Origin of the sequence: Citrobacter sp. CK180, from assembly GCF_030333655.1 — a bacterium.
Classification (GTDB): Bacteria; Pseudomonadota; Gammaproteobacteria; order Enterobacterales; family Enterobacteriaceae; genus Citrobacter_B; species Citrobacter_B koseri.
Map to the genome: position 1 here is coordinate 399,204 of NZ_JAOWFM010000055.1, position 12,712 is coordinate 411,915.

The 12,712-nt window shown below is 53.6% G+C and carries 11 protein-coding genes; 2 read left to right on the forward strand and 9 right to left on the reverse strand.

What is annotated here, in order from left to right; translation table 11 throughout:
- Positions 1-11: 11 nt before the first annotated feature.
- The 5 genes from OGV50_RS20725 to OGV50_RS20745 form a co-directional block, all read right to left on the reverse strand.
- Complete coding sequence (locus tag OGV50_RS20725; protein ID WP_200093216.1) at positions 12-1,124, reverse strand: anaerobic sulfatase maturase; 1,113 nt, start codon at positions 1,122-1,124, stop codon at positions 12-14.
- Positions 1,121-1,483: a DUF202 domain-containing protein gene (locus OGV50_RS20730; RefSeq protein WP_012000783.1), complete on the reverse strand. Its 363-nt coding sequence runs from the start codon at positions 1,481-1,483 to the stop codon at positions 1,121-1,123. The genes OGV50_RS20725 and OGV50_RS20730 overlap by 4 nt, the downstream gene beginning before the upstream one ends.
- Positions 1,473-1,820 carry a YidH family protein gene (locus tag OGV50_RS20735; RefSeq protein ID WP_049010188.1) on the reverse strand — a complete coding sequence of 116 codons (348 nt, stop codon included), beginning with the start codon at positions 1,818-1,820 and terminating at the stop codon, positions 1,473-1,475. The genes OGV50_RS20730 and OGV50_RS20735 overlap by 11 nt, the downstream gene beginning before the upstream one ends.
- 357 nt (positions 1,821-2,177) lie before the next feature.
- Positions 2,178-3,671, reverse strand: a complete 1,494-nt coding sequence (locus OGV50_RS20740) for a sulfatase-like hydrolase/transferase (protein ID WP_058668309.1) — start codon at positions 3,669-3,671, stop codon at positions 2,178-2,180.
- Positions 3,668-5,383, reverse strand: a complete 1,716-nt coding sequence (locus OGV50_RS20745; protein WP_198448085.1) for a solute:sodium symporter family transporter — start codon at positions 5,381-5,383, stop codon at positions 3,668-3,670. The genes OGV50_RS20740 and OGV50_RS20745 overlap by 4 nt, the downstream gene beginning before the upstream one ends.
- Positions 5,384-5,550: 167 nt before the next feature.
- On the opposite strand from OGV50_RS20745, the gene OGV50_RS20750 reads away from it, so the two are divergent.
- Positions 5,551-6,444: a helix-turn-helix transcriptional regulator gene (locus OGV50_RS20750; protein WP_115614289.1), complete on the forward strand. Its 894-nt coding sequence runs from the start codon at positions 5,551-5,553 to the stop codon at positions 6,442-6,444.
- On the opposite strand, the gene OGV50_RS20755 is transcribed toward OGV50_RS20750, so the two are convergent.
- Positions 6,441-7,763 (reverse strand): 6-phospho-alpha-glucosidase, encoded by a 1,323-nt coding sequence (locus OGV50_RS20755; protein WP_047460135.1) that lies wholly within the window; start codon positions 7,761-7,763, stop codon positions 6,441-6,443. The genes OGV50_RS20750 and OGV50_RS20755 overlap by 4 nt on opposite strands.
- A complete protein-coding gene (locus tag OGV50_RS20760; RefSeq protein WP_071259109.1) occupies positions 7,760-9,379 on the reverse strand; it encodes an alpha-glucoside-specific PTS transporter subunit IIBC in 1,620 nt (539 codons plus the stop codon). Before OGV50_RS20760 ends, OGV50_RS20755 begins: the two co-directional genes overlap by 4 nt.
- 222 nt (positions 9,380-9,601) lie before the next feature.
- Here OGV50_RS20760 and OGV50_RS20765 point away from each other — a divergent pair, with 222 nt between their 5' ends.
- Entirely contained in the window at positions 9,602-10,324 is a 723-nt protein-coding gene (locus tag OGV50_RS20765) for a GntR family transcriptional regulator (RefSeq protein WP_012000790.1), read from the forward strand.
- Here OGV50_RS20765 and OGV50_RS20770 read toward each other — a convergent pair.
- Both OGV50_RS20770 and ibpB read right to left on the reverse strand, forming a co-directional pair.
- Positions 10,321-11,982, reverse strand: a complete 1,662-nt coding sequence (locus OGV50_RS20770; protein WP_101744157.1) for a putative transporter — start codon at positions 11,980-11,982, stop codon at positions 10,321-10,323. The two genes, OGV50_RS20765 and OGV50_RS20770, sit on opposite strands and share 4 nt — an antisense overlap.
- 234 nt (positions 11,983-12,216) lie before the next feature.
- The gene (gene ibpB / locus OGV50_RS20775) at positions 12,217-12,645 is read right to left on the reverse strand and encodes a small heat shock chaperone IbpB (protein ID WP_047460126.1); all 429 of its coding nucleotides are present in this window, start codon (positions 12,643-12,645) and stop codon (positions 12,217-12,219) included.
- Positions 12,646-12,712 lie beyond the last annotated feature (67 nt).

Consider the following 12,712-nt stretch of genomic DNA (forward strand, 5'->3'; position numbering starts at 1 on the left):
CGTCACTGACCTTAACGCAGCATCGCCATCAACTCCATCGGTGAGCGATGCTGTTTTATCAGATCCCGCATAACGCGCATATGCGGCGACGTGTAGTTAATAAACGCTTTATACCCGCCGCACAGCACGCTTTTCCCGCTTAAATCCCGATGCTTTGGACAATCACCGTTGCAGAATCGCAATAAGGCGCAGTCCAGGCAATCCGCCCCCAGCGTTGATTTTTTCTGCTGTCCAAATTCACTCGCCTGCGGGCTGGCATTCAGCATATGTAGCGGCGTTTGATGGATATTACCCAGCCGGAACGCCGGGTAGACATAGTGATCGCACTGATAGAGATCGCCGTTTGCTTCCAGGGCGAACGCGTGACCGCAGGTTTCGCTAAGCGCGCACATTTGTGCCGGATGCCCGCTCCACACGCCCAGCATCGAATCAAACAGTTGTACAAAAACGCGCCCAATATCTTCCCGAACCCAGAGATCAAACACATCGTTGAGAAAATGCCCCCAGTCTTCCGACGTCACGGAATCAGCGGTCAGTTTGCCGCTATCGTCACGTTCAACCAACGGAATGAACTGAAGAAAAGGCGTGCCAAGCTGGCGAAGATAGCGATACATACGCGCAGGCTGCTGGCTGTTCAGCCGATTCACCACCACCAGCAGGTTGAAGTCCACGCGATGGGCAACCAGCCTTGCTATCGCTTCCACCACCTTATGATGCGTTGGTTTTCCACTACGGCTAACGCGGTAAGCATCATGTAAATCGGCGGGGCCATCCAGTGAGATACCGACCAGCCAGCCATTATCGCGTAAGAATCGGCACCACTCGTCACTGAGTAAAATGCCGTTGGTCTGGAAGGTATTCTGGATGCGTTTCCCCTCTCCATAGCGTTTTTGCAACGCGACCACGCGGTGAAAAAAATCGAGTCCACACAGCGTCGGCTCTCCGCCCTGCCAGGCAAACAGCACATCATCAACCGGCTGCGCGGCAATATGCTGGCAAATAAAAGCCTCTAAGGTCGCGTTATCCATAACGGGTTGAGAGGGTTTATCGATATAAAAACAGTAATGGCAATCAAGGTTACAACGTGAGCTGGCCGGTTTAGCCATGACCTGACATCCTGTCATGCAACATCCCTAATAAAGACGATAAGTTGACGAATATGCGTTACAGCAAACAGTATTGCGAGGGACAACACCGCGAGAGAGATCAAAAATTTGTCACGCACGGCGCGAGATTCGGAAAAATCACTGTGCGCCACATCCATCAGGTTACGGCTGCGGGTATAGCGCCAGAGGATGAGCGCGACAATCGCCAGCACGCCAATAGAAACCCAGAACAGAAACCCCGCCTGATGCCAGTTATGTTTCAGCGCCAGCGCCATCAATGCGCCATAGCCTAACAGGGTACGAAACCAGGCCAGCGACGTGCGCTCCGGCTGTAGACCGGGATCAACCTGACGGCGGGCTTTGCGGCTATCCGGCATACAGCACCAGCGCCATGACAATCACCGCAACAATCATCAGCATCAGGCTGATTATCAGCAGGCTATGGGTGTACGGCAGGTCTTCTTTCAGACGCATCGCTTTTTCGTTGCGTAGCCAGCGCAGATAGCCATAAATCGCCAGGCCGCCCGCAAAGAGACACAGCAGCAGCGCCAGCAGTTCGCGAATCACCGGCGTGGCGAAGTCCGGCGCGAGTTGGTCAAGCCCGACGCCCGCCGCCAGAAACCCCAGCGCGGTGCGAATCCACGCCAGAAAGGTACGCTCATTTGCCAGCGAGAAGCGGTAATCCGGCGCTTCTCCGAGGCGGGAAATCTTCATGACGGCTCCTTTAAATTATTGCCGGATGGCGGCGTAAGCGCCTTATCCGGCCTACGGTATTACGCTTTTGTAGGCCCGGTAAGCGCAGCGCCACCGGGCATCATTATTGCCGGATGGCGGCGTAAGCGCCTTATCCGGCCTACGGTATTGCGCTTTTTGTAGGCCCGGTAAGCGCAGCGCCACCGGGCATTATTATTGCCGGATGGCGGCGTAAACGCCTTATCCGGCCTACGGTATTGCGCTTTTGTAGGCCCGGTAAGCACAGCGCCACCGGGCATCATTATTGCCGGATGGCGGCGTAAGCGCCTTATCCGGCCTACGGTATTGCGCTTTTGTAGCACCACCGGGCATAACGCATCAAAACTTCTGCTTTTTCTCTTCTACTTTCACGCCTTGCGTGGGCAAACCGGTATCGTAATCACGTACCACCGGAGAATAACCGTCTTGCGGGCGTGGGCGGAATGCCCCCATCCAGCGCGGCCGGGCATCTTTACGCCACGGACGCAGGCTCCACTGGTACGTGCGGAACGGGTCGCGGATTTTATCCATGTAATCCAGCAGCGCGTCGTGCATCTGACTGCGAACACCGGCAAATTCCGGCGCAGCAATCAGATTATGCAGTTCATCCGGGTCATTACGCCTGTCGTACAGCTCATCGCTGGTAAACAGGTTCAGCACCAGCTTCCAGTTATCCGTCACCCAGCAGCGCACCGGAATAAAGCCGCCAAAGCTGTCATGCTCGATCTCATAGCGGTTGAACTCCACCATCACCCCGCGCGGCGCTTCAACGGCCAGGATGTTTTCACCCGGAAGAATATCGGGCTTATCAATCCCCGCCAGCGCCATCATCGTAGGCAGCAGGTCAATATGGCTGACCGGCGTATCGATCTGCTGCGGCGCTCCCTGCGGCGGGCGCATAATCAGCGGGATGCGGGTAATGTCATCATACATTGCCGCCCCTTTGCTGATGAGTTTGTGCGCCCCCATCATTTCACCGTGATCGGAGGTATAAATCACCCAGGTATTCTCACGTTGTTCCGGGGTTAACGCATTGATCACCCGCCCAATCTGATCGTCAACAAAGTCATTGCAGGCAAAGTAGAGCGGATGATGATAACAGCCATCATCGCCCACCGGAGACGGCATCGCCTGCGCCCATAGCCGATGGTGCTCAGGTTTATTGCTCAGCGAATCCTGCGCCTTCGCGCCCAGGTCATAATAAAAATCCTGATACTTCTCCAGATACTCAACCGGACAGGTAAACGGATGATGCGGCTCATCATAAGAGACCACCATCAGGAACGGTTCGTCATCTCTCGCTGGCTGATGGAGAAAATCAACCGCCCGGTTGCTGATGCGATACGCCCAGGTAAAGGTCTCATCAATATTATTGGTCTGCAAATCCTCAATACTGTTCAGTCCGTTACGCCACAGGCTGATTTCATTCTCCGTCAGTTCAGAAAGGTAGTTCGCGCCGTCATACCAGTAGTCGGCATCCCACTCAGGCGGGCACTCGCCGGTGCCAAAGTAATCGTGCCCGTCGAGGTGCCATTTGCCGATATAGCAGGTGTGATAGCCTGCATCCTTAAAATAACGCCCCATCGTGGAAATGTTCTTCCCCGGCGCGACGTTGTTCGTCCACGGGCCGGACTGATTGGCATAAATACCGGTAAAAAGCCCCGCGCGGGCTGGCGTACACACCGGCGAGCAGGTATACGCGGAGTTAAAGCGAATCCCTTCAGCGGCCAGGCTGTCAATATGCTGCGTGTTCAGTGGCTTACCGCTATAGCAACCCACCATATTGGTCGCCTGTGTATCGGTCATAATGAACAGAAAATTCGGACGGGTCATGCTTTATCCTTAGCGTCAGAAACATAAACCACAGGCGCGGAATGGCGCGTCTGCCATGAGCTGTAAATCAGGTAAACAACCACCGCAGCGGTGATGGCGTAGCTGAGAATGGTCAGCCACCGGGTCTGATAGCCACCGAACTGCGCCAGACCAGAATAGACGCCAATCATCGCGAACAGGACGCCAACGGCGGCGATCTTAACGTTTTTCCACGGTTTCATGTCGACCGCAAACGCATCATGAAATTTAAACGGCGTTGCACGCGGCTTAATCACGCCAATGAGCAGCATCACCACGACGTTGATACAGAAGGTGCAGGCCAGCACATAGAGGAAATGAAAATCAAATTTCACCAGGTAGTTGATGGTGATGTAACTGACAATACCGAGTCCCATTGCGACCTTCGCAGCCAGCGCCGGAATACGTGGAAAGAAGAAGCCCATAATAACAATGGTCACCAACGGCACGTTATAAATCCCGTTGAGCTGTTTCATCCAACTGTAGAGCCCTTGCGGCGCATAGGCGATCCACGGCGCCACCAGCACGGAGATCACGGCCACAATAAAGCCAAAGCGACGACCAACAGTGACCAGTTTATCGGGGCTGGCCTGTTCATTAATCAGTCGGCGATAGATACCGAGGCTAAACAGGGTCGAAGCACTGTTCAAAAAACCGCAGAATGCGCTGATAATCGCGCCAAACAGCACCGCGCTAAAAAAGCCAATCAGCGGCAGCGGCATCACTTTGTTCACCAGCGCCGGGTAGGCCATGTCTGCTTTTGGTAGATCCTGAAAGAGATGAAAAGCGATAACGCCCGGCAGCACCAGAATCAGCGGGTCCAGCATCTTCAACACCGCCGTAAGCAGCGCCCCTTTTTGCCCTTCCGATAAACTTTTTGATGCCAGCGTACGCTGAACGATCCCCTGGTTGGTGCACCAGTAGAACGTATTGACCAGGATAAGCCCGGTCAACGCCGCGCCAATCGGCACCGGGTCGTTGCTGCCGCCAATCGAGTTCAGCATCAGGCTGTGATCCTGGGTTAAGCGCGTAATACCTTCGCTCAGACTGCCTTTCCCCATCGCCATCAGACCAAACAGCGGCACCATCAGGCCGCCAATCACCAGGCCGATACCGTTAATCACATCGGCAATGGCAATCGCCCGCATCCCGCCGACGACAGCATACAGGATGCCGCTAATCCCCAGCACGACAGCCATCAGCCAGATCGCCGTATGTTGTGAAATACCAAAGGTTTCAGTGACATGAAACATGCTGTTAAAGGCAAGCGCGCCGGAATACAGAATGATGGGTAAAAAACAGATTCCCGTCGCAATCAAAAAACAGCAATCAATAATGATGCGGGTGGTTTTGTCATAGCGCTCTTCAATAAAATCCGGGATCGTTGCAATGCCGCGTTGCAGATAGCGTGGCAGAAAGATCAGCGCCAGAAAAATAAGCGGAATTGCGGAGATGACTTCCCATGCCATTACCGACATACCGCTGCGGTAAGCCTGGCCGGTTAATCCCACCAGTTGTTCCGTTGAGAGGTTAGTTAACATCAGCGAGGCGGCAATAACCGGCGCTTTTAACGAACGCCCCGCCAGAAAATATCCCTGCTGCGAACCGGTATCCGCTTTTCGTAACTTCCACCAGGTGATAACCGCCACCAGTAGCGTAAAACCAACAAAGCTCAAAATTTGTAGCGTATTCATCTCATAGCCCTTGTTTTTCATTATGTCCCGGCAGCGGTAGGGTCAACACGAGGTAAAGCGTGCCGGGTCAGGCAGTCAGATTTCTTAATTACAAACATCGCCTCCCTGAAGCATTCACTTTCTGTTATGTTCAGGTTGTGGGCATCATTCTCCGGCGAGAAAATAAAATGAATGGAAACTTGCTAAGTTCGCATGTAAAAAACGAAACTACGTACAATATTCCCCTGCTGATTAATGAAAATGTGATCTCCAGCGGAATTTCATTGATCTCGCTGTGGCATACCTACGCTGACGAAAATTACCGTGTTATATGGCCGCGAGATAAGAAAAAACCGCTAATCGCCAATTCGTGGGTCGCGGTCTATACCGTACAGGGGTGCGGGAAAATCCTGCTGAAAGACGGCGAGCAAATTACATTAAACGGCAACTGCATTATCTTTTTAAAACCCACCGATATACAGTCTTACCATTGCGAAGGTTTATTGTGGGAACAATACTGGATGGAATTTACCCCAACCAGTATTATGGATATTCCTATCCGACAACAAAGCGTTATTTATAACGGTGACGTTTATAATCAGGAACTGGCCGAAGTTTCACAATTAATTACCAGCCCGGAACCGATTAAAAATAATCTCGCCGTCGCGTTTCTCACGAAAATTATTTATCAGTGGATTTGTCTTATTGACTCAAACGGGAAAAAAGACCCACAACGCATACAGGTTGAAAAGTTAATTGCAGCGTTACATGCCAGCCTGCAACGCCGCTGGAGCGTGGCGGATATGGCAGCCACGATCCCCTGTAGCGAAGCCTGGCTGCGTCGTCTGTTTTTACGCTATACCGGGAAAACACCGAAAGAATATTATCTGGACGCCCGGCTGGAACTGGCATTATCGCTGTTAAAACAGGAAGGGAATTCGGTGGGTCAGGTAGCGGATATGCTCAACTTCTTTGACTCATTTCATTTCAGCAAAGCATTTAAGCATAAATTTGGCTACGCGCCGTCGGCGGTGTTGAAACATCCTGACCGGCACCCGCTGGATGCCGGTCAACAAGATTAGTGCAGTTCAGGCCAGTATTCTTTGTTGGCTTCAATCAGATCATCAAGAATCGCTTTGGCGACAGACGCACTCGGCACGGTTTTGGAGAGCGTAATCGCCTGCCACAGACGCTGATAGGAGCGATGCTCCCAGGCATCGACCACCAGTTTCTCGACGGCCACCTGCTGGCTCATCAGCCCTTTCTGGAACTGCGGAATATCGCCAACCGTCAGAGGTTCCGGCCCGTTATGCCCCACCAGGCAAGGGATCTCCACCATCGCTTCATCATCAAAGTTATGAATCGCCCCGTTGTTTGGCACAATCAGCAGCATCCGTTCCTGCGTATTAAAGGCGATTGCCGTTGCCAGATCGACGATATAAGACGCGTGTTCATCAATTTCCAGCTCGCCAGCGGAGGAGTGGCCCGCTTCAATAATGGCGCGGCAGGAGCCAAATACCTGTTTTTCACGGTGATCCATCACCTCATTAGCACGCGTGCGCGCCGGGTTCGAGTGCTGCACCACATAGTCCGGGAACAGATAGTATTTCAGATAGGTGTTCGGCATGGTGTCCGGGTCCAGCGCCTGCACATCCTTCGCTTTGGCGAACGTATCATTCCAGCTCGCTTCAGTATGCGGATCGTTAGATGGCGGAACATAACCGTGTTTCGCGACGTATTCCCGCAGTTTCGGCATCAGGTCGTTACCCTGCAAGTCCTCAATCGACGTCCACCAGCCAAAGTGGTTCAGCCCGTAATAACGCACGCGCATTTGCTTACGATCTTGCAGGCCGACAATCTGCGCCATCCGCCCTTCAATGCCGATCGGCATATCACAGATATTGAGGATTTTAGCGTTCGGGCGCAGACGGCGCGTCGCCTCGGCCACTATCGCCGCCGGGTTGGAGTAGTTCAGCATCCACGCGTTCGGGGAGTATTTCTCCATGTAATCCACCAGCTCCAGCACGCCGCCAATAGAACGCATCCCATACGCAATCCCGCCCGGGCCACAGGTTTCCTGGCCTAACACGCCGTGGCGCAGCGGGATTTTTTCGTCTTTTTCCCGCATCGGGTATTTGCCCACGCGGATATGCGCCATCACGAAATCAACATCGGTAAACGCTGCTTCGGGATCGGTGGTGTAACTAAACTCAATCTCCGGCGCCTGCTCTTTAAGGATGATTTTGCACGCTTCGGCAATCACTTCCTGGCGAGCGCCGTCGTTGTCATAGAATTTCAGCGCGCGAAGCGGAAAACGGTCCTGGTTTGCCAGCAACATCAATACGATGCCCGGCGTAAATGTGCTGCCGCCGCCTGCGATAACCACTGAGAATTTTTTCATGATACTGCCTCCGTCATGGGGATTTGTTCGGTCGATAAGGGGGATTTCATTAGCGTTTCAAGCTGGTCACGCACCTGGGGCACATGCAGGCCGACAATCACCTGGATGCCATTGCCACGGCGAACCACGCCGTGCGCGCCCAGCGCTTTAAAGACGTCATCACTCTGGGTCTGCGCCATATCGTGGAGCGCGATACGTAAGCGCGTGGCGCAGTTATTAATGCTTTCGATATTGCCCGCGCCGCCCAGCGCCTGGAGGAACCCGGCTGCCTGCCCAAGTTTTGCGTCCGGCGCGGGCGCCGTTGTCTGTCCACGCGCAGCCTTGTAATCCGCTTTGCTGTAGAGTCTGACTTCACTCTCTTCACGACCCGGCGTTTTCAGGTTGAAGCGCAGGATCAGGGTGCGGAAAACCACAAAATAGAGGGCGGTGAATGCCAGCCCAATGCCTATCTGGGTAAACATCATTCCGGCATGGTTGTGGAACATCGGGATCCAGTTTTGCGGTAAGAATTGATCCAGCAGTCCGCCGCCCATATTTCCTACCACGCCGCAGATATACATCACCGTCGCCATTGAGGCCGCCAGCACCGCGTGTACGGCAAACAGCAGCGGAGAAATAAACAGGAAAGTGAATTCCAGCGGTTCCGTGATGCCCACCAGTACAGCGGTCAACGTGGCGGGGATCAGCAAACCGGCGACCTTCACCCGGTTTTCTGGCGATGCGGTGTAATAGAGCGCCAGCGCAATCCCGACGGAGCCAAAGATTTTTGAGTTACCGTGTAGGGCAAAACCGCCTTCCGGGAATAACGTCTTCAGCGATTCCGTGCTCTGGCTGAACGCCTGCATATGTTGCGCCCAGTAAACCTGAATGCCACCTTCTACCGCCGCCGGGCCAAAAATGAAGGGGCCATAGACGAAGTGGTGCAGCCCTGTCGGGATCAGAATACGTTCGAGGAAGGTGTAGACCCACACGCCCAGCGCGCCCGCTGAACGCAGGAAAGCCTGTAGGGATTCAATGCCCATCTGCACTTTTGGCCAGCCGAGCAGCGTCAGCCAGGCGCAGGGGATCATCACCAGGAACGCGATAATCACCACAAACGACGTGCCCTGAAAAATACCGAGGAACACGGGCAACGGCTTATCGAAATAGCGGTTGTGCAGCGCGGTGACGATGCCCGAAATCATAATGGCGCCGATAATGCTGGTATCGAGCGTTTTTATTCCGGCCATCATCGTCAGACCGCTGCCTGCCGTCGGGTCTACGCTGAAGTCCACGCCGAAAAAATGACCCCAGGTCATGCCCATGGCATTAATGAAATAGTTCCATGTCAGGAAGCTGACCAGCACCGCCAGACAAGCTCGGCCTTGCGCCTGTTTAGCCAGGCCAATCGGCAAGCCGACGGCGAAAATCAGCGGCATATTACGGAAAACCGTCCAGCCGCCCTCTTCAATAATATGAACGATTTGCGCGAATAAACTGTTGGGATCGGTCAGCGCTTCGCCAACAAAAAGCGGGTTGCGCAGCATGATAGCGATACCCACGACGATACCGGCGAACGGGAACAGCAGTACCGGGGTAAACATAGCGCCGCCAAAGCGTTGTATTTGACTGAGCATTTTTACATCCTCATATAACAACCAGTAGGGAGAGGCCTTTTTTGTAGTGATTGCTGGCCTGATACGAGAATAGGTAGTTGCGATTCTGAGAACATGACGCGCCGCTTCGATTCGTGATCGCATTCATGGTTTTAATTCAGTCAATGATGTCTACTTTTTACATAAAAGTTAGACATCAAAAGGTTCGTAGCGCAGAAATTAAAGGAAAAAAGAGGTCTGGTAGTGATCTACAAATCGATAGCGGAACGACTAAGAATCCGGCTCAACTCATCTGATTACAACATCGGTAGCCCGTTACCTGGTGAAAAAAAGCTGGCGGAAGAGTTTGCTGTGTCACGAATGACCATCCGCAAAGCCGTCGATATGCTGGTGGGATGGGGACTGGTGGTGCGGCGGCACGGGAGCGGCACATACGTGGCGCGTAAAGACGTTCATCATGAAACCACCAACCTGACCGGACTGGCGGAAGTGCTGCGGCGTCAGGGAAAAGAGGTCACCAGCCAGGTGCTGGTATTTGAAGTGATGCCTGCGCCCCCCGCCATTGCCAGCCAGTTGCGGATTCAGATCAACGAACGTATCTACTTTTCCCGCCGCGTGCGCTATGTGGATGGCAAACCGCTGATGCTGGAGGACAGCTATATGCCCGTCAGGCTGTTCCGTAACCTCTCGCTGATCCACCTGGAAGGGTCGAAATTTGATTATATTGAGAAAGAGTGCGGCATCACCATCAGTGGCAACTATGAAAGCCTGACGCCCGTACTGGCCGATAAACAGCTCTCCGCGCAAATGAACGTCCCCGAGCAAACGCCGCTACTGCGGATCACATCGCTTTCTTACAGCGACAGCGGGGAGTTTTTGAATTATTCGGTCATGTTCAGAAATGCCAGCGAATACCAGGTGGACTACCATTTACGGCGCGTCCACCCGGATGCAAACCTGACCTAGCCTAACCCCCAGAAAAGCACCGCCAGCAGTTGTGGGGTGATAATCCGCAGGAACATTACCAGTGGATAAACGGTGGCGTAGGAGAGCGCCGCCGCACCGCTGGTGGCATGCAGGTTGTTAGCAAACGCCAGTGCAGGCGGATCGGTCATTGACCCCGCCAGCATCCCGCATAGCGTCAGGTAGTTCATTTTGGCAAAGATACGCGCCAGAAGACCGACGGTAATCAGCGGAATGGCAGTAATAAAGATGCCGTAACCAATCCAGCTCAGACCATCACCCTGAGTCAACGTATCAATAAAGTCACCGCCAGATTTCAGCCCGACCACCGCAAGAAACAGCACGATCCCCAGCTCACGCAGCGCCAGGTTGGCGCTTGGCGGCATAAACCAGTACAGCTTGCCAATGCTGCCGATACGTCCCAGAATCAGCGCCATGATCAACGGCCCGCCCGCCAGTCCCAGCTTTAACGCTACCGGGAATCCAGGGACAAACAACGGAATCGACCCCAACAGCACGCCCAGACCAATACCGATAAACACCGGTAACATCTGCACCTGTTGCAGTTTTTGCTGGGCGTTACCCACAACATTGGCCACCGCATCAATTGAAGAGGGACGGCCAACCAGATTGAGGATGTCACCGAATTGCAGGCTGGCGTCGCTACTGGCCACCAGCTCTACGCCCGCACGGTTCAGACGGGAGATCACCACGTCATAGCGCTCTTTAAAATGGAGGTCGCGAATGCGTTTTCCGAGCACCTTTTCGTTAGTGACCACGACGCGTTCAACGCGCAAATCCGTCCCTCGCGTTGAGAGCGAAGTGTCCACCTCCTGACCAATGACCAGCTGCGCGTTATGCAGATCGGCGGGCTGTCCCACCAGATGCAGCAGGTCGCCCGACTGGATGATCGTTCCCGGTGAAGGCACCATCAGCGTCTCGTCGCGTTTCAGACGCGAACAGATGATTTTATCGCTGTTCAGGATAGGCACATCCTGGATCGCCATATTGTTGAGATTCGGGTTCTCAACACGGATATTCATGGTCTGGATTAACGAGTGTCCATTGCTAAGCGTGTCTTCATGCTGCTTCGCTTCCGCCTCCACGTTGACGCGAAAAATCATCCGCATCAGCCACATGGTGAGCAAAATACCGCAAATCCCGAAAGGATAGGCCATCGCATAGCTCATCCCCATCTGGTCCACCGCTTCCATTGGCGTTCCCAGATCGCGCAGAATTTGCTGCCCTGCCCCCAGCGCTGGCGTATTGGTGACCGCGCCGGAGAAAATCCCCAGCACCACCGGTAGCGGGATAGCGAAGATTTTATGCAGAATGGCGGTAACCAGCCCACCGATAATGACAATCAGGATGGCAAAGAGATTAAGGCGCAACCCTGAGACGCGCAGAGAGGCAAAGAACCCCGGGCCCACCTGAATACCAATGGTGTAAACGAAGAGTATCAGGCCGAATTCCTGGATAAAGTGCAGCATGTCACTGCTCAGCGTCATCCCGGCCTGATCGACAAAGTGGCCGACGATAATCCCGCCGAACAGTACGCCGCCAATGCCAAAACCGACACCCCGCACCTTGATATTGCCGATCCACAACCCGACAACCGCCACCAACGCCAGAACGCTGACCGTCAATGCTATATCACTCATCTTCTTTTCCCTGTGAATAACATTATTAATTAAATGGATTCTCGCAGAGTACAAGCGGTATGTATGGGTGGTAAAGCACAAAAATGCCCCGTCATTGCTGGCGGGGCGGTTTGTTGAAAAGCATGATGCCGGACCTACAGGTTCGGCATCGCTTTGTAGGCCCGGTAAGCATAGCGCACCGGGCGATTTGCCGGATGGCGGCTACGCCTTATCCGGCCTACAGGTAGTCCTGGATTAGCTATTTAACGCGGGACGTTCGCTAATAGCGATACGCTGCGGAGCGATGGTTTCCGGCTCGTTGCGGGTTAAATCAATGTGCAATAACCCATTGGTGAAGGTCGCGCCGCTGACCTCCATATTTTCTGCCAGAGTAAAACTCAGACTGAATGGCTGTGTCACCAGGCCCTGATGCAACCATTTGGTTTCTTTTTCCGGCTGCGCTGGCGTGCCTTTTACGGTCAGGCGCGTGCCTTCCAGCTGAATATCCAGATCTTCCTGACGGAAACCGGCTAACGCGAGGGTAATGCGGTAGTGGTTGTCATCGCTTTTTTCAATGTTATAGGGCGGGAAGCTCTGGCTTTCACCGGTGTTTTGCAGGGCGTTGGCCAGTTTGTCAAAACCGATCCATTGACGCAGCAGTGGGGATAAATCGTAATTACGCATAATCATCTCCTTCTAAGAAGCGAGTAATACCCAGCGAATCCTCAGATTCGCATATGCTCCCTGACGG

Excerpts from the sequence above, each read along its gene's own strand:
- OGV50_RS20725 (WP_200093216.1), bottom strand. The coding sequence starts at position 1,124 with ATGACAGGATGTCAGGTCATGGCTAAACCGGCCAGCTCACGTTGTAAC.
- OGV50_RS20730 (WP_012000783.1), bottom strand. The coding sequence starts at position 1,483 with ATGCCGGATAGCCGCAAAGCCCGCCGTCAGGTTGATCCCGGTCTACAG.
- OGV50_RS20735 (WP_049010188.1), bottom strand. The coding sequence starts at position 1,820 with ATGAAGATTTCCCGCCTCGGAGAAGCGCCGGATTACCGCTTCTCGCTG.
- OGV50_RS20740 (WP_058668309.1), bottom strand. The coding sequence starts at position 3,671 with ATGACCCGTCCGAATTTTCTGTTCATTATGACCGATACACAGGCGACC.
- OGV50_RS20745 (WP_198448085.1), bottom strand. The coding sequence starts at position 5,383 with ATGAATACGCTACAAATTTTGAGCTTTGTTGGTTTTACGCTACTGGTG.
- OGV50_RS20750 (WP_115614289.1), top strand. The coding sequence starts at position 5,551 with ATGAATGGAAACTTGCTAAGTTCGCATGTAAAAAACGAAACTACGTAC.
- OGV50_RS20755 (WP_047460135.1), bottom strand. The coding sequence starts at position 7,763 with ATGAAAAAATTCTCAGTGGTTATCGCAGGCGGCGGCAGCACATTTACG.
- OGV50_RS20760 (WP_071259109.1), bottom strand. The coding sequence starts at position 9,379 with ATGCTCAGTCAAATACAACGCTTTGGCGGCGCTATGTTTACCCCGGTA.
- OGV50_RS20770 (WP_101744157.1), bottom strand. The coding sequence starts at position 11,982 with ATGAGTGATATAGCATTGACGGTCAGCGTTCTGGCGTTGGTGGCGGTT.
- ibpB (WP_047460126.1), bottom strand. The coding sequence starts at position 12,645 with ATGCGTAATTACGATTTATCCCCACTGCTGCGTCAATGGATCGGTTTT.